The 18,114-nt window shown below is 34.5% G+C and carries 13 protein-coding genes; 8 read left to right on the top strand and 5 right to left on the bottom strand.

Annotated features, from left to right (window positions below; translation table 11 throughout):
- Genes ETI37_RS04205 through ETI37_RS04195 form a run of 3 tightly spaced genes read left to right on the top strand, consistent with a single transcriptional unit; the run spans position 1 to position 3,818 of the window.
- Entirely contained in the window at positions 1 to 1,794 is a 1,794-nt protein-coding gene (locus tag ETI37_RS04205; protein ID WP_143458426.1) for a V-type ATP synthase subunit A, read from the top strand.
- On the top strand, positions 1,794 to 3,188 hold the full coding sequence (locus tag ETI37_RS04200; RefSeq protein WP_143458427.1) for a V-type ATP synthase subunit B: 1,395 nt from the start codon (positions 1,794 to 1,796) through the stop codon (positions 3,186 to 3,188). The genes ETI37_RS04205 and ETI37_RS04200 overlap by 1 nt, the downstream gene beginning before the upstream one ends.
- Positions 3,189 to 3,200: 12 nt before the next feature.
- Positions 3,201 to 3,818, top strand: a complete 618-nt coding sequence (locus ETI37_RS04195) for a V-type ATP synthase subunit D (RefSeq protein WP_143458428.1) — start codon at positions 3,201 to 3,203, stop codon at positions 3,816 to 3,818.
- Positions 3,819 to 3,892: 74 nt separating this feature from the next.
- Here ETI37_RS04195 and ETI37_RS04190 read toward each other — a convergent pair whose 3' ends face one another.
- Entirely contained in the window at positions 3,893 to 4,648 is a 756-nt protein-coding gene (locus ETI37_RS04190) for a MurR/RpiR family transcriptional regulator (RefSeq protein ID WP_143458429.1), read from the bottom strand.
- A 134-nt stretch (positions 4,649 to 4,782) separates the two neighbouring features.
- Between ETI37_RS04190 and pfkB the strand changes: the two genes are divergently transcribed.
- From pfkB to ETI37_RS04175, 3 genes are read left to right on the top strand one after another with little or no spacing between them, the layout of a single operon-like run.
- Positions 4,783 to 5,730 (top strand): 1-phosphofructokinase, encoded by a 948-nt coding sequence (gene pfkB / locus ETI37_RS04185; RefSeq protein WP_143458430.1) that lies wholly within the window; start codon positions 4,783 to 4,785, stop codon positions 5,728 to 5,730.
- Entirely contained in the window at positions 5,717 to 7,666 is a 1,950-nt protein-coding gene (locus tag ETI37_RS04180; protein ID WP_143458431.1) for a fructose-specific PTS transporter subunit EIIC, read from the top strand. Before pfkB ends, ETI37_RS04180 begins: the two co-directional genes overlap by 14 nt.
- 20 nt (positions 7,667 to 7,686) lie before the next feature.
- Positions 7,687 to 8,682 (top strand): tagatose 1,6-diphosphate aldolase, encoded by a 996-nt coding sequence (locus tag ETI37_RS04175; protein ID WP_143458432.1) that lies wholly within the window; start codon positions 7,687 to 7,689, stop codon positions 8,680 to 8,682.
- A 65-nt stretch (positions 8,683 to 8,747) separates the two neighbouring features.
- On the opposite strand, the gene ETI37_RS04170 is transcribed toward ETI37_RS04175, so the two are convergent.
- Positions 8,748 to 10,721 (bottom strand): hypothetical protein, encoded by a 1,974-nt coding sequence (locus ETI37_RS04170; RefSeq protein ID WP_143458433.1) that lies wholly within the window; start codon positions 10,719 to 10,721, stop codon positions 8,748 to 8,750.
- 158 nt (positions 10,722 to 10,879) lie between these two features.
- Here ETI37_RS04170 and ETI37_RS04165 point away from each other — a divergent pair, with 158 nt between their 5' ends.
- Positions 10,880 to 11,761, top strand: coding sequence for an Rpn family recombination-promoting nuclease/putative transposase (locus tag ETI37_RS04165; RefSeq protein WP_143458434.1), 882 nt, complete (start codon positions 10,880 to 10,882; stop codon positions 11,759 to 11,761).
- A gap of 68 nt (positions 11,762 to 11,829) precedes the next feature.
- On the opposite strand, the gene ETI37_RS04160 is transcribed toward ETI37_RS04165, so the two are convergent.
- Positions 11,830 to 13,245, bottom strand: a complete 1,416-nt coding sequence (locus ETI37_RS04160) for a DASS family sodium-coupled anion symporter (protein WP_143458435.1) — start codon at positions 13,243 to 13,245, stop codon at positions 11,830 to 11,832.
- Between the two features lie 18 nt (positions 13,246 to 13,263).
- Positions 13,264 to 15,072 (bottom strand): FAD-dependent oxidoreductase, encoded by a 1,809-nt coding sequence (locus ETI37_RS04155; protein WP_143458436.1) that lies wholly within the window; start codon positions 15,070 to 15,072, stop codon positions 13,264 to 13,266.
- 234 nt (positions 15,073 to 15,306) lie between these two features.
- On the opposite strand from ETI37_RS04155, the gene ETI37_RS04150 reads away from it, so the two are divergent.
- Positions 15,307 to 16,188: a LysR family transcriptional regulator gene (locus ETI37_RS04150; protein WP_143458437.1), complete on the top strand. Its 882-nt coding sequence runs from the start codon at positions 15,307 to 15,309 to the stop codon at positions 16,186 to 16,188.
- Here the strand turns inward: ETI37_RS04150 and ETI37_RS04145 are convergent.
- A complete protein-coding gene (locus ETI37_RS04145; protein ID WP_143458438.1) occupies positions 16,185 to 17,963 on the bottom strand; it encodes an FAD-binding protein in 1,779 nt (592 codons plus the stop codon). The genes ETI37_RS04150 and ETI37_RS04145 overlap by 4 nt on opposite strands.
- Between the last annotated feature and the right edge of the window lie 151 nt (positions 17,964 to 18,114).

Here is an 18,114-nt window from a genome sequence, read left to right as displayed (position 1 = left end):
GTGAGGTGGAGCAAGTTTAAGGAAGGAACAATTATAAAAATCTCAGGGCCATTAGTAGTTGCAACAGGGATGGAAGATGCAAATATTCAAGATATTTGTCATGTTGGACATCTGGGCTTAATTGGTGAAATTATTGAAATGAAGAATGATCAAGCTTCAATTCAAGTTTATGAAGAAACCTCAGGGTTAGCTCCTGGTGAACCGGTAGTAACTACTGGACATCCATTATCTGTTGAATTAGGTCCTGGTTTGTTGTCAGAAATGTTTGATGGGATTCAAAGACCCTTGGATAGATTTAAACAACAGACTAAGAGTGATTTCTTATTAAGAGGAGTTAATGTTCTTAGTTTGGATCGAAATAAGAAATGGACTTTTGTATCTCAAGTTAAAGTAGGTGAAACAGTTCATCCTGGTGATATCTTAGGCAGTGTGCAAGAAACCAAAATTATTAATCATAAGATAATGGTTCCTAATGGAATTGATGGAGTTCTTGAGCAAATTAGTGATGGAGAATTTACAGTGGATGAACCTCTATACACTATTAGAAAAACTGACGGTGAAATTTATAATGGTAAATTAATGCAAAAATGGCCAGTACGTAAACCTAGACCCATTGCAAAAAGATTAGTTCCTGTTGAACCACTTATTACTGGACAAAGAGTAATTGATACATTTTTCCCTGTAACTAAAGGTGGAGCAGCAGCTGTACCAGGACCATTTGGAGCCGGGAAAACTGTAGTACAACATCAGATTGCCAAGTATGCAAATGTAGATATTGTTATCTATGTAGGTTGTGGTGAACGTGGTAATGAGATGACAAATGTATTGAATGAATTTCCTGAACTAAAAGATCCCTCAACTGGTGAATCTATTATGGAAAGAACGGTACTTATTGCCAATACTTCTAATATGCCTGTGGCAGCGAGAGAAGCTTCAATTTATACCGGTATTACTATTGCTGAATACTTTAGAGATATGGGATATTCAGTTGCAATTATGGCGGATTCGACTTCACGTTGGGCTGAAGCTTTAAGAGAAATGTCAGGACGCCTTGAAGAAATGCCAGGGGATGAAGGTTATCCAGCATATCTTGGAAGCAGAATTGCACAATATTATGAACGAGCAGGTAGAGCAGAAGTATTAGGATCTCCGGGTAGAGAAGGTACAATAACAGCTATAGGTGCTGTTTCGCCACCGGGTGGAGATATTTCTGAACCTGTTACTCAAAATACTTTGCGGATAGTAAAGGTGTTTTGGGGATTAGATGCTCCGTTAGCACAAAAGCGACACTTCCCAGCCATTAATTGGTTGACCTCTTATTCACTTTATATGGATGCAGTTGGAAAATTCATTGATAAAAAACAAAAAGAAAATTGGGCTCATAAAGTAACTTTAGCTATGACATATTTGCAAAAAGAAGCAAATTTGGAAGAAATAGTTAGATTAGTTGGCTTTGATTCTCTTTCTGAAAAAGAACAACTGACTTTGGAAGTTGCTAAGCAAATTAGAGAAGACTATTTACAACAAAATGCATTTGATGAGGTTGATACATACTCTTCATTTGATAAGCAAGAAGCTATGATGAACAATATTTTAACTTTTGCTAAAGAGGGAAATCGAGCATTAGAATTAGGAGCTTATTTCAATGAAATAATGCAAGGGACCACTGTAATTAGAGATAAAATTGCAAGAAGTAAATTTGTTTCTGAAGAGAACTTAAAAGAAATAAAAGCGTTGGCTCCTAAAATCAAAACTAGAATTCAAGAAATTATAGAGAAGGGGGGACTTTCATAATGAGTGTAATTAGAGAGTATCGCACTGCTAATGAAGTTGTAGGCCCCTTGATGATTGTCGATAAGGTAAAAGACGTACATTATAATGAGTTAGTTGAAATAGAGCTACACAATGGTGATATTCGTAGAGGCCAAGTACTAGAAGTAGATGGCGATAAAGCAATTGTTCAATTATTTGAAGGATCTAGTGGTATTAATTTAAAGAAGGCAAAAATCAGATTTGCTGGACACCCATTAGAAGTTGGTGTATCTGAAGATATGATTGGCCGAATATTTAATGGTATGGGAAAACCGATTGATGGTGGACCTGATTTACTTGCCGAAAAATATTTAGATATAGATGGTCAAGCAATCAATCCTGTTTCCCGTGATTATCCTGATGAATTTATTCAAACTGGAATTTCTGCAATAGACCATTTGAATACTTTGGTTCGTGGACAAAAATTACCAGTATTTTCAGGTTCTGGATTGCCACATAATGAACTTGCAGCCCAAATCGCAAGACAAGCTACTGTTTTAAATTCCGATGAAAACTTTGCAGTGGTTTTTGCGGCAATGGGGATAACGTTTGAAGAAGCAGAATTCTTTATGAATGATTTACGTAAAACAGGGGCGATTGAAAGGTCCGTTTTATTTATAAATCTTGCAAATGACCCTGCAATTGAAAGAATAGCAACACCTAGAATTGCTTTGACAACAGCAGAATACTTAGCATTTGAAAAAGATATGCATGTTTTGGTAATTATGACTGACATGACGAACTATTGTGAGGCCTTGCGTGAAGTATCTGCTGCACGACGGGAAGTTCCAGGAAGAAGAGGGTATCCTGGATATCTGTATACTAATCTGTCTACTTTATATGAGCGTGCAGGTAGAATTGTAGGTAAAAAAGGGTCAGTAACTCAAATCCCTATCTTAACTATGCCTGAAGATGATATAACGCACCCTATTCCTGACTTGACAGGATATATTACAGAAGGACAAATAATCTTATCTCACGAATTATATAAGAAAGGTTTTTGCCCGCCAATTGATGTTTTGTCTTCATTATCAAGATTAAAAGATAAAGGTTCCGGTAAGGGTAAAACTAGAGAAGACCATGCTGCAACTATGAATCAATTGTTTGCTGCATATGCACAAGGTAAAAAAGTTGAAGAATTAGCTGTGGTTTTGGGAGAATCTGCTTTATCTGAGACTGATAAACTGTATATCAAATTTACTAAAGAGTTCGAAGAACAATATATTAATCAGGGATTCAACACTAATCGAAGTATTGAAGAAACTCTAAATTTAGGTTGGAAACTCTTATCAATTTTACCAAGAACAGAGTTGAAGAGAATTAAAGATGATATGTTAGATAAATATTTGCCGTCATTGGCTCAAGATAATGAATAGAAGGATAAGACTATGGCACGATTGAATGTTAAACCAACTAGAATGGAGCTAAATCAGTTAAAGATAAGATTAACTACTGCCAAGCGTGGCCATAAATTATTGAAAGACAAGCGAGATGAACTAATGAGGCAGTTCATTAGTCTCATAAAAGAAAATTATCGTTTGCGCAAAGAGGTAGAAAAATCACTATCTAATAATTTAAAAGATTTTGTTTCTGCTAAAGCATTAATAAATACTTCATTAGTAAATGAATTGTTTTTAGCTCCTAGTAAAGAGATAAGTTTAATAATTGAAGAAGAAAACGTAATGAGTGTAACAGTCCCTAAAATGATTATTGATATTTCTGATAATAAACAAAGTTTAGATTTAAATTATAGTTATTTAGCTTCCAATAGCGATATGGATAAAACTTTTACTGAGTTGAATTTAATCGCTGATAAAATGTTACACTTAGCAGAAGTTGAAAAAAAATGCCAGCTAATGGCTGATGAAATTGAAAAAACAAGACGTAGAGTTAATGGACTAGAATATTTAACAATTCCAAATTTGGAAGAAACGATTCATTATATTGAATTAAAGCTTGAAGAAGCAGATAGGTCCAACATAATTAGGATTATGAAAGTAAAGTAGTTAATTAGATATATTATTAATAAATATAATCAAATCTTATTGAAAAATACCAACCATAAGGCTGGTATTTTTTTCTATTTTAAATTACTTATCCTAACAGCATATGCATCACAAAATATACGAGTCATTATTTGAAGTGGCAAGCGAGATCTGACCTCATAATCAGGAAAATAATTTATTTCAGATTTATAGCCGATAAAAGCTTGAGTTGAATAAGGTAGAATATCGCCGTGTGCATTGGTAGTAAAGGTAATAGTTGGAACATCATGTTTAGCTAACTCTTTGCCAGAGTCGACCAATTCTTTAGTTTGGCCGTTTAGAGTGATAAAAATCACAATAGCACGTGAATTGATTTTTTTAGAAATAGTCCGAATAATATTAGGATCAGAATGAAGTTCAACATATTTTCCAGTCAGTTGTAACTTTATCATCAGTTCTTGCCCAATTAACTCAGAAAAGCCACGACAAAAGATATAGACCATACTGGCTTGGCGAGTCATCATGATACTGTCTTCAATCATGTTATAACTAAGATTATGCAGGGTATTATTCATTTCAACTTCATTTTTTGTAATTACAGCCTTGATTTTGTCATCGGCATCATTGATTACGTCAAATTTAGCTGTTGCCTTTTTCTTTAAACGTAGATATTCACGATAAGATGAAAATCCATTATAGCCCATCTTTTTAAGAGTTCTGACAACAGTAGCAGTTGAAACATTGGCGAATTGACTTAGTTGAATAATCGACATCTTGATTATTTTATCTGGATTAGCTTGAATGATATTCCATAAATGTTGTTCAGCATTGCTTAACTCTGTAGTTGACATAAGTTACCTTTCTATAATGTAAAAAATGTAAAAATTTTCCAATTCATCTGTGAAAACGCTTTAATTTGGAAATTCGTTACTAATTCTAACACATATAATTATAACTGTAATGAGGAAGAAAGGAGAGGGTTCCTTTGATTTATACAGCAACATTAAATCCAGCAATTGACTTAGTAATTGTAACGCAATCACTTGAACCAAATAAGGTAAATAGAACCCAAAGCTTTGAATTACAGCCAAATGGTAAGGGTGTGAATGTATCTTTTATCTTAAAAAAATTAGATGTAGATTCGATTGCCACCGGTATTGGTGGAGGATTCACTTTAGACTTTGTCAGACAAGGTTTAAAAGATAAGGGAATTAGAGAATTATTTTTACAAGTAGATGAGCCTACAAGAGTAAATGTATTTACTCGGGTTTTAAATCAAGGGGTTGAATATAAGGAAGTTAATCCTGGCCCTAAGATAAATCATGAACTGCAGAAAGCATATCTAAAAAGACTTGAAGATAATTTGGTTGAAAATGATGCACTAGTAGTATCAGGAAGCTTTTCAACAGGAATTGATGAATCTTATTTAGTTGATATCTCTATGTTGTGCGAAGCTAAAAAAGTAAAACTAATTGTTGATTCAAGCTATCCTGTTGTCAAAGACATCTTAAAATATCATCCATTTTTACTAAAACCAAACGATGATGAATTAGCAAGTTGGTTTGGAATTAATAGAAAGTTAAGTGAAGTAGAAATTATCCATTATGCTCAAAAAGTTGTACAACAGGGATGTCAAAACGTTCTAATTTCGAGGGGGAGCGAAGGAGCAATTTTAGTTTCTGATGATACTATTCTTATCGGCAATGCTCCTAAAATTCAAGTTTTGAATACCGCTGGCGCTGGAGATACAATGCTAGGAACATTTTTAGGATATCTGGCCAAAAAACAAACCAAAGAACAAGCTTTAAAGCATGCTATTGCTGCAGGTAGTGATACTGCCAGCAAGACTTGGTTAACTGATTTTGAAAATTTAGATTCACTACTGGACCAAATCGTAATTAAGAAGGGGAGTTTAGAATATGCCAAAGTATGATTTAGTTGGTGCCACAGGTTGTGCAACTGGAATTGCGCATACCTTCATGGCGCAAGAAGCTCTAGAAAAAGCAGCAAAAGAATTAGGTTATTCCATAAAAATTGAAACCCATGGACAAACTGGGATTGAGAATGATTTAAGTCCAGAAGAAATAAAAGAAGCAAAAGAAGCAAAAGGTGTTGTAATTGCATCTGATGTAGATGTAGATGCAGAACGATTTGCTGGAAAAAGAGTGGTTATTGTTCCAGTTGCAAAGGGCATTAAAGATCCAAAAGGATTAATTCAAAAAGCATTAAATCCAGCAACACCAATTTATAAACCAGGTCAAGTTGCAAAAGTGTCCAATAACTCACAAAAATCAGAATCTTTTGGAACGAAACTGTATACCTCACTAATGAATGGGATTAGTCACATGTTACCTTTTGTGGTAGCAGGTGGTGTATTGATTGCTATTTCATTTCTCTGGGGAATTTATTCAGCTGATCCTAAGAATGCACAATACAACCAATTAGCCTTTACTTTAAATAAAGTTGGTAGTACCACAATGAACTTAATGGTTCCAGTACTTGCAGCTTATATTGCGGAAGCACTTGCTAAAAGAAGTGGGTTAGTAGTTGGTTTTGCTGCAGGGATGATTACCTTTGCAGGTGGCGGTGGTTTCTTAGGCGGCATTATTGCCGGATACCTTGCAGCTTTGGTAGTATTCTTACTTCAAAAAGCCTTCAAAGTATTACCTGACAAACAATTTAGAGGTTTGAAATCAATTTTCTTATATCCTGTTTTAGGTGTGTTGATTGCCGGTACTATTATGTTCTTATTGAATGGTCCGATTGAATCAATCAATGTTAGTGCTATGAACTGGCTTAAGAGTGTTCAAAATTCAGATCCAATTGTCTTAGGGTTAATTGTTGGGGCAATGTGTGCCTTTGACTTCGGTGGTCCTGTTAACAAGGCTGCTTATGTTACTGGTACCGCTTTACTTGCACAAGGTAACTTCTACTTTATGGCAGGTGTTTCAGCAGCATGTATCGCTCCACCACTTGCTACTGGTTTCGCAGTATTATTAAACAGAAAATCATATTCCAAGAGTGAACGGACTGCCGGTTATGTGAACTTCTTATTAGGTTCAACTCACATTACTGAAGGTGCTATTCCATTTGCAGCTAAACACCCATTATGGAATATTCCAGCATTTATGATTGGTTCAGCAATTGCAGCTGCATTATCATATGTTTCTAAAATCAAGGTTCCAGCACCTCATGGTGGTTTCATTATTTTGCCTTTAGTTAACCATCCAATTCTTTGGGTTGTATATATTGTTATTGGTGCTTTTATATCCGGTGTGTTACTTGCATTAATTGCTAAGAAGTTTGAAGGTAAGGACTCAGAGTCTTCAATGTCAGTAGATATTTTTGGAGCTGGTGAGGATACTGAAGATATTAAAGAAGAAATAACTGAAGTTAATCAAAAAGAAGACGACCATGATCCGAGTGAAATTTTAAATATTAACAATATTAAGTCTGATCTTGAATTTACGTCAAGAGATGACGCTTTAAAGTATTTGGCAGATTTAAGTGTGAAAAACCAATTGGCAACCGATTCTAAGAAAGTTTATGACAGATATCTAGCAAGAGAAGAAGAAGGATCAACTGGGATGACCGATGGTTTTGCAATCCCACATGCTCAATCTGCAGCTATTAATGAATCAGCAATGATTATTTTGAAATTGCGTAAGCCAATTGATTGGAATTCATTAGATGGTAAGCCAATTGATACTGTGATTTCATTCTTGATTCCTCAAGTAGATAGTAATGAACATTTGAAGTATCTTTCAAATACTGCTAAGTTATTAACTCATCCCGATTTTATTAAAAAATTGAAAGCAACAAATGATCCAGCAGCAATTAAGAAGTTGTTTACTGAATATAAAGCATAGATATAGAAAGAAAAAGAAATATGAATATCAATCCCGAAATCGCAAAACATTTAGACAATTTATCAAATGAAAATGGTGTTATTTCAGCCTTAGCTATTGACCAAAGAGGTTCACTGAAGCGAATGCTTGCCGAAGCTGCTAATAAGCCTGCAGATGAAACAACTATTGTTGATTATAAAAAAGCAATTAGCTCAATCTTGACCTCTTATGCATCAGGTATTTTGACAGATCCAGAATATGGCTTACCTGCAACTAAGTTACGTGATTCAAATTGTGGCTTGCTCTTAGCTTATGAAAAAACAGGCTATGATACAACTGAACCTGGTAGAATGCCAGATTTAATTGAAAAACAATCCGGCTTGCGTCTTAAAGAAGAAGGTGCTGACGGAATTAAGTTCTTAGTTTACTATGATCCTGATGAAGATGAAAAGGTACTAGAAAAAAAGCATGCCTTTGTTGAAAGAGTTGGGGCAGAAGCAAAAGCCAATGATTTGCCATTATTCTTAGAAGTCTTAACATATGATGCTAATATGAGTGACGTTAAGAGTAAGGAATATGCTAAGGTAAAGCCACACAAGGTTATAGAAACTATGCGTGAGTTTTCAAAGCCAAGATACAATGTGTCTGTTTTGAAGGTTGAAATGCCATTCAATATTAAGTTTGTAGAAGGCTTTGGAGAAGAAACAGTTTATACTCAAGCAGAAGCTAAGATGCTTTTAAAGGAACAATCTAAAGCAACTAACTTGCCATACATTTTCCTTTCAGCAGGTGTAACTAGTGAAGAATTCATTGCCGAAATTGAAATGGCCAATGAAGTCGGTGCAAACTACAACGGTGTGCTTTGTGGCCGAGCAACTTGGAAGCCAAGCATTAAGCCATTTGCGGCAGAAGGAGAAACAGCAGGTAAGGAGTGGCTCAAGACTCATGGTCGTGAAAATATTGAAAGATTGAACAAGGCTTTAACAGGAGCTAAGTCTTGGAAAGATAAGTTAAAGATCGAAACTGTCTTAGGATAAATAATTAATAATAAAAAAGGTTATATTATAGCTACTCAATAGTAGGTGATAATATAGCCTTTTTATTAGTCGGTAAATTTGATACAAATAGTTTCTAACCCCTTCAAGTGGTATGGGATAACATAAGCGTTATTTATATTATCTCTTTTAAAGGTATTGTTTCCTTTCTGCGAATAGATTGTAAGTTTTTTTGCTCTAATCTTAGTTGAAATTTTGATTTTAGAGTAATCATCTAAACTACAATTGGAGATAAGGTAATAATTATCCCTACAATTTAGTTTTACTCCCGGCATCTGTTGCAAATGTGGAATATCTAGAATTGCTTGGAAAATTCCCTGTTTAATTGTAGAATATTGAGCTTCCCAACCGTATTTTGGATTGTAGTCTGTGGGGAGGATAATTATGTGATTATCAATAATTGCAATTCCTTTACCTAGAATTTGTCCACGATAGTTTCGGACGGTTGTAATTGTGTGTACTTTATTAGAATTGATGTAGCTTATTTGATAATAATTTCCAATATGTTGTTGCATAGTCATTCGTGGATTTTTGATATTATCGATAATTTGATTATCAGCGACTTCATATGCTTGATAGGCGGTTCGAGGTCTATAAATTTCCACATTATCAATATTAATTAAATATTGTAATTTGCGATGAATTAAGACTTGGACGCATTCTCCATCAAGCAAAACAGTATTATTCTTAATAAGATTTTTAATCTCAGTATTAGTGAGATTTTCTAAAAATTGCCCAGAAATGGCAAGGGTTTCATTTTGAAATTTATTTTTATTTGCAATGATGGTAGTGGCAAAACCTAAGTCTGATATGAATGACCAACCGGTTTCATGTGGCAAAAGTGCATTGATATCTTTTGAATAATAATTTTGAAGATGATAAACGCTATTTTGGTTTGTTAAAATTTTTATGCCATTTAAGGAATTCAAGTTAAAGTTAGTTTTGGCTAATTGTTTGAGAAATGGTTTGGCATCTTTTAATAATTTGGCATAGTTCCAGGTGTTATTAATACCGTTTCCTAGCATGTCGAACAAATTAAGAAAGATTCCACTTGCACCAAACATAGCAGTGGTCATTAGTTGGAATTTGATAAATTTGTTAGATTTTACTAGAGGTGAATACATGTAGTTTTCTAATTCTGGTAAAATCACAGCTTCTGGAAGATTAGAACAGGTTGCACGTGTGTAGTATTCTAATAAGCGTCCATATTTAAGCGGTGAAATTTCATTGTAGGCTGGTAAGTGTGGCCTGATAATGATTGGATGGTTCTTTCCAGCTAAAGCTTTCAATAATTTCTCCCAGTCACGTCCTTCTATCGCATGCCAATTAGGATCAGAAGTCATTAGGGCTAAATTAGTATTGGGGGAAATTCGATGAACAGCTTTTTCAATTTGATTTGCAGCGAAAATCATTTCTTGTCGGGCTTGTTGAAGATAAATTTTTCTGGCCTGACTCGGCTTGTTCGAAATTAATTGATTTACAAAGGCAGTGCGTGAAATTTTATATCCTAATTTTTCTTGATAAAGCTGCATATGATAGTCACAAAAGCACATTAAATTTAGAGGTGAATGGTTGAAATGACGAAAATCATCTTCTAGCCATAACTCTTTAGGTTTTAAGGTAGCATATTTTGCATAGCAAGATGAAATATAATTAACCCAATTAATATCTGCTGGGCAGGCCATACTTTGAGCATAATTTCCATCTAAATCAACGAAAGGGCGAAATTTTAATTCTGGATTAATTTTAAATCCACGGTCCGAGTGCATGATTGTTGTCCATGGGTTTAGACTAGTACTTACACCAAGGTGGGCGAGGTCTTGGCTAATTGGTTGGATTAGCTTTAACCATTGATCAATTTCACTAGAAATTAAATGACCATGATTTAACTCTTCGCCACTGATAAAAAAGCAAACGTTATCAATATCAGCATGTTGTACAAACTGTAGAAGTTTATTAATTTTGTCTTTTGAAGGATTGTATGGATCGAGCATAAAGCGAAGTGAATAATAAAAACTCATGAAGCATTTTCTCCTTTTTGAAAGCGCAATCATCACAAGTTATATTTTACCTCTACCATAGTGACTAAGACAATTAATATATCTGTTAAAGCTTTTTAAATTTTTTCAGCGTTTATTTTCGTATTTTATATTGTACAAAAAATATTGGAGGAAAATAAATGCTAGAAAACCAAAAATACTATGGCTTTACAAATGATGAGATTTTTGGCAGTATTATGCAAAATAAACGTTTTTGTAAGGCGATTATTCAGGCAGCTTTGCCGGATGTAGATGTGGTATCGGTAGAAAGTATTGATGCGCAAAAAGAGCTTGGGACCAAGAGTGATAAAAGGAGTAAATCTGTCAGGCTCGATATTGCAGTGAAAGACAAGGTAGGGAATTTGTACGATGTCGAGGTGCAAGTAAATAACAATCATGACATTGGGCCAAGGATGCGGTATTACCAGTCGTCAATGGATAGAGACACTCTAGACCGCGGAAAACCGTATACTTCGCTTGCTAGAACGTATTTAATTTTCTTGTGTGCCTTTGACCCGTTTGGAAAAGGTAAGCTGCGGTATAGTTTTCACTTGTATGATGATGAAGATAAGAGTATTCAGCTAAAAAACAATGCTGAGAATATCATTATTAATTCTAAAGGTACAGGTAGTGAAGATGTCGATTTGTTAAATCTCCAAAAGTTGATGAACGATGATAAAATAGAGGCAACAGGAGTTTTTAAAGAAATCCAGACACAAATTCAAGAATACAATGATGATCCAAAAAGGAGAAATCTTATGAGAACAGCAGAATTACGGATGAAAGAGGAAACTGCGGTAGCTGAAAAACGTGGCGTTGAGAAGGGTATTGAATTAGGAACCAAGCAAGAAGCACGTAGAAAAGATCAGAATACGGTAAGAGCTTTCGTAACATTCTTTAAACGTACACAATCTAAAATGAGTGAAGCAGAAGTATATTCAGCAATCAAAGATTCGGTTGATTCTGATTTTAGCCTCAGTGATGGTGAAATTCGTGAGATAATCCATCAGAACTTAAAATAAAACCTTATAGCAACACAAAAAGCATTGGTAACCTTTGTTATTACCAATGCTTTTGTTTTATTAATTTTTTACCACATACCAAGAACTTTAGTCCAAAGTAGACCACCGCCTAACCAGATTATGTTGAGGATTACACCGATAATGGCACTTAATTTCCACCAATCTTTATTTGCAACATATCCTGTACTTGAAAGTAATGCAGCTGGACCAGCACTATAAGTTGAAGTTGAAAGATAAAGTGAGCCGCAAAGACCGAGCATTAATGCTGCGATTAAGTGAGGAACTCCTGCTGCAAGTGCAACTGATAGGAAACCAGCATATAAAGCTGAAATTTGAGTTGCAATTGAAGGGAATAAGTAGTGAAGATAGAAGTAGGCTAGATATAAAATTACTAAAACTGTAATCCAGTTACTACCATGTAAGATAGTCCCTAAAGTCTTTGAGAACCAAGGGAAGAAACCTAACTTCATCAGTTTTTGTGACATTAACATGAAAATAGAAAGCCAAGTTAAAATGTTCCAAGCAAATCCTTGACCTAATAAATCTTTAGCGTTAATAACACCAGTAATAAGTAAAATAGCTACAGCAATGAAACTTACTTCAGTTGCGCTGATTCCAAATTTTGATCCAACTAGCCACAATAAGATTGCAAATACAAATACTGCAGCCATAATCTTTTCTGCAAGAGTCATTTTACCAATTTCAGCCAATTTGTCTTCAGCCCATGATTTAGCATTAGGTGTTTCTTTAACCTTTGGAGGATAAATCTTATATAGGACAAATGGAATTAATACTAAAGAAATTAATCCAGGTACGATTGCAGCAAGGAACCATTCCATCCAGGTGATTTCGATGCCTTGTGTCTTAGCTAAGCCAATCGCAATCATATTACCGGCTAAACCGGTTAGAAACATAGTTGATGTAACAATATTAACTTCGTATTCGTTAAAGACTAGGAATGAACCAATCTTGTTTTGAGTGTTATCATCAGGGCTTGATCCCATAGCTTTTGAAAGATTATCAATAATTGGGTACATAATTCCATTTACTCTCGCATTATTACTTGGAATCCCAATTGCAAGGACAGTTTCAACAGCTGATAAGGCATAAGCAAGACCTAAAGTTTTTTTACCAAATGATTTAACAAATAAATATGCAATTCTTTTACCTAAACCTGATTTAATAAAACCTGCGGCTAAGAACATACACATAACAATCATCCATGAGGTATCATTACCAAAGCCAGCAGTAACTTCTTTCATAGTGAAGATTTTAGTTAAGGTAGCAATTGTTACTGCAATTAAAGTAGATACCATCATCGGTACTGGTTTAGTAATACATGCTGCGATAGTAGCAACAAAGATTGCAAATAAATGCCAAGCTGGAATACTAATTTCAGCTGGTTTAAATGACGTTAATAGCCAAATGATAATACCAAGCGCTAATGGTAAAATCCATTTTTTCCATTGAAATTTATCTAACATTTTTTCCTCCAATATTATTTATTTATCAGCTTTTTTAATAGCTTGATTTACTGCTTCTTTAAGAGCTCTTGTAGTTGTACTTGCTCCGGAAACAGCATCAACATTAGTTGAATTATTTTCAACTATCGTTTTTGGAAGTTCTTTAATTGCTTTAGCTCCAATTCCTTCAGTTTCATGGCTTTCTAGAACTTCAATATTTTTAATTTTTTGGTCACTATAAGTAACTCTAACTACTATTTTTCCTCCAATACCTGCTTCGGTTGAACCTAAGTATTGGTTAGGACCTAATTCGATATTTTGATTCTTTTCACCGTCAGCTAAATCATTAATTCTTGGTAAAGGCTTTGAGATGATGACTTTATCAGTATCACTTTTTGGAGTTGCAGCATTTTGACCTGCTAACTTACCAAAAATTAAACATTCAGCTAAATTACCGCCTCCTTGATAGCGCTTAATACAAATACCCCCTAATTCTCCGGCACCGTATAAATGTGGAATTGGCTTGTTTGACCAATCTACGATTTCAGCATTTTCATTTCTTCTAGGTCCACCTTGAGTATTTAATATCGCTGGTGCTAGTTTGATTGCAAAAAGTTGTCCAGGCTTAAATGCTGTCATATTTTCTGGACTTCTGGAAAATTCAATATCATTTCCTGAGTTAGCAAAATCATTAAATTTAGCAATGGTCATTTTTAGCTTGTTTGCAGGAACTGCTAATTTTTCAGCTAATTCTTGAGCATTGTTTGCAGAGACTAATTTCTTTAAGAAGTTAGGGTATCTTAATTTACCTTCTTTTTCTGCAGCTTCGAATTTTTCTTTTTGTACCTCATCCATTACTAACCAAGCGTTTTCATAAGCATGCGGAATGACATAATCGCCATGGGTATAAATATGACCATGTCTAAATTTGGAATCTTCTTTCATAAAACGAGTTCCATCATCGGCAATTGCAAAGATTGATCCAGAATAAAGTAAATTCCAATGACCGATTTGGCGACCGCGATGACCTTCATCCTCTGCAAAGGTATATCCAGGAATTACTCCTAAAGATTCATAATTAGACATATGCCATAATTGTGCGCCAACTTTTGCAGCCATAATGACACCCGCGCCTTTGTTATATAAAGTTCCGAAAGGAGTCAAATGACTTATATGAAGGAAGTTTTGCTGGAGTTGATTATTATTTTCAAATCCACCTGTTGCTAGTACAACACCATTTTTAGCATGGATATAGTACAAGTGATGATTTCTTTCAATAGCAACGCCAATAATTGCTCGTTTTTCTGAATCCTGAATTAAATCTTTAGCTTCACTGTTAAGCCAGACATCAATATTTTCTTTTCGATCTAATACCCTTTTACGAAGTAATTTCCATAATGCAGCATCAAAGTCACGGTTATGGACTAAAGCAAAGTCAAATGTTTCTGAGCCATCATATTCAGGGTATTCAGCCATATGATCTTTTTTATCTAATTTATCGCCTGACTTAACATCTCTTGACCATTGAAAGGCTTTAACATCTAAATATTTTTCAAAGTATTCAGGCATTTTAACCATGCCATGCAAGTATGTGTCTAAAGTCTTTTCGGGAATAGCAAATGGAGCAGCTAGCTTATGATAATATTTTACTAATTTATCGAAATCATAAGCCATTGCTACATGTTGAGCAGAATATCTAGTATTGCCACCTTCATGACCGAATGGAGCAGCGTCAACCAAGAGTACTTTAGCTCCATTATCAGCAGCAAATCTTGCAGCTGTTGCACCAGCTCCGCCAAAACCTAGAACGATAACATCGTAATTTGCATCCCATTCTTTTACTTTCATTGTCTGTTACACTTTCTATTAATAAATAATATTTATCTTTGATGATTTCAAATGAAACGTAACAATAAGAATAATTTTTGTCAACCATAATTTGTAATCGCTTAATTTAATAAATGCAAGTAAATAACAGTATATATACAAAGGTGAAATAAAGTGCTTTTTTGAAAAGTTAGTTATAAAATGTTAGATAAATATAAATTATTAACAAATAAAAATTATTTATGGTGATGACAATTGGAGACAAAAGATTATTTATACTTTATAAAATTGGTTGAATGTAAAAGCTATGTTAAAACAGCACAATTTTTTGGAATAACTCAACCAGCAATTTCAGCGATGGTAAAAAGACTAGAAAAAGGGATTGGTACGAAACTATTTATAAAAAAGGGGAGTAATTCTAGCCTACATATTACTAATGCTGGAAAAGTGGTTTATCGAGCAGCTAAAGAGCTCGTTCGCATAGAAACCACAATGAAAGTGGATGCTAAAAGAGCAAGCAAAAATCAATTTAAGCTAGCATATTCAGAACTGGCAGGAAGTCTTTTATTACCAGCGATTATAACTAAACTTAATCAAGGTAACTTGTTAGCGCATGTTGAGACATATCAGGAAAATTCACACTTGCTAGAAGGTCATATTCTAGAAGGAAAATACGATGCTATTATTTTTTCACGATTAACGGATGAATATATTAAAGGAATTAAATCAGTTGTCCTGCAAAAGCATGAATATCAATTGATTGTTCCAGCATCATCTGAACTAGCCAAAAAATCAGAAATTGATTTTTTTACTATTGGTACTATTCCTTTGATTATGCGTCATAAGCGTTTTTTATCACGCACAGCACTTGATCGAATATTTGCAAAAATTAATTTTCACCCTCAAAAAAGGCTGATTGTCGATAGCATTGATGCAACACTAGAATTAGTTAGAAACAACATGGGGGTTGCGTATTTGATGAATTCTACTGTTAAAAATATTCCAGGTGTGGTCGCTGTTCCACTGATTCCTAGTCAAAAACAATATGTTTATCAATGTCTAGGTTTACGCGAAAATGCAATCCCGAATGAATTTCAGAAAGCGTGTTTGGAAATAATTCAAAAAATAAAATCTTAATCTAACTTATTCCATGCTTCTTTTACAGCCTCTTTTAAAGCTCCACTAGTTGCACTTGCTCCTGAGATGCTGTCAACGTCAACGGTGTTATTTTGAAGCATTGCCTTAGTTAATTTAGGAATTGCAAGTCCACCAACATCAGGAGATTCTTTTTGTTGCAAAACCTCAATTTTCTCAAGCTTATTTTTATTTCCAGTTAATCGTACTACAATTGGAAAATCGCTGATACCGTTATTGCTAATCCCAATTGATTGATTATCAGCAGTTTCGTAATTAGTTGCTGTAATTTTTGCGTCTGAATGCAGTTCTGGTATAAGAGAAGCTCCTGTAACAGCATCTACGGTAGGTGTTAATTTCCTAGTGCGAGCAGCATTCTCACCGGCAATTTTTCCAGAAATTAATAAGTCAGCGATACTATTTGCACCTAAATATTTAGTAGCGAAAATATCGCCCAATTCACCAGCTTCATAAAGATGAGGAATTGGATTACCATTTATATCAATAACTTCGCATTTTTCATTTCTTTGTGCACCACCATGGGTGTGTAGAATATTATGTCTAACTTTGATAGCATAATACGGACCATCCCCAAATGCGCGCATAGTATTAATATTACGGTTTAAGAACATATCTCTTTTTTTGTTATTTACTAGGAAGTTAAAATCTTCAACAGCTTGTGACAATAATGGTGCATTAATTAATTTTGATAATTGATCAATACTGTCAGCCTTGATTGCATAAGAAAGTAATTCTTTAATTTGTACAGATTTTGCTGAAGTATCATTATTTAATTGAGCGTATTGTGCTTGATCCATAATGATGTGAGGATGATTTTGATTAGGAATCATAATCCAATTTCCATGATTATATTTGTATCCATGACGATCTTCTTCATCTTCTCTGAAATAACGAGTCCCATCGTCTCCGGCTACAAAAATGCTACCGTTAAACAATGATTCCCAATTAATCATATAAGCAAATTTTTCTCTAGCATCACCATTTCTAAGTGAAAGACCATGAGAGTCATAATTTGACATATGCCATAAACGGGCATTTGCTTCAACAGCTAAGTCAATTCCTTTTCCTTGGTTATATAAAGTTCCAATTGGTGCGAGAGAACCTTGACCTAAATAGTTTTGGACCATATCTTGATTGTTTTCAAAGCCACCACAGGAAAGCACGACGCCATTTTTTGCTCGAATATTACGAATTTGCCCTTTTCGCTTAATTTGGACACCTAACGTAGTGTTAGTTCCTGAATCTTGAATTAAGTGGATGGCAGGTGATTCATACCAGATAGTTATCTTGTCCAATCGTTCATAAACTTTTTTACGCAGTAGTTTCCAAAAGAAACCATTATACATTCCTTTATTCATACTTTGAGATTGCATTGCATCAGAATTTCTATATTCTGGATACTCTCCCTTGGGACGACGCCCAGTTGCGACTGAATCAATATCGAAATATTTTTTGGCATATTCTTTCATTTGTGTAATATGCTTTACAAAACTATCTAAAGCACGAACATCGTATTTAAAAGGATAGTATGTTTGCTTATAATAGTCCGCAAGTTTATTACTGTCTAAGCCCCATGCGAAGGCTCCTCCGGAATATCTTGTGTTCCCACCTTCATGACCTTCTGGGGCAGAGTCAATTAACAGTACTTGAGCGCCATTGTCAGCCGCAAATCTAGCAGCACCAGCCCCGGCACCACCAAATCCAACTACAATCACATCAAATTGTGCATCCCATGTCATTGCAGGAGTATAAATCATATATATCATCTCTTCCTAAAACGTTTTCAAAAATAATATAGAATATAATTTATAAATAAACAAAATATGATTGTTACTTATTTTAGTTGTTAGAAAGTGCTAGAATCATTGGTATACTAGTTGTTAAGTAGCAAATGAGCAACAAAACTTA

This window comes from Lactobacillus mulieris (genome assembly GCF_007095465.1).
Lineage (GTDB): Bacteria > Bacillota > Bacilli > Lactobacillales > Lactobacillaceae > Lactobacillus > Lactobacillus mulieris.
The sequence above is the reverse complement of the archived record's forward strand: the minus strand, read 5'-3'. Positions and strand labels throughout refer to the sequence as shown.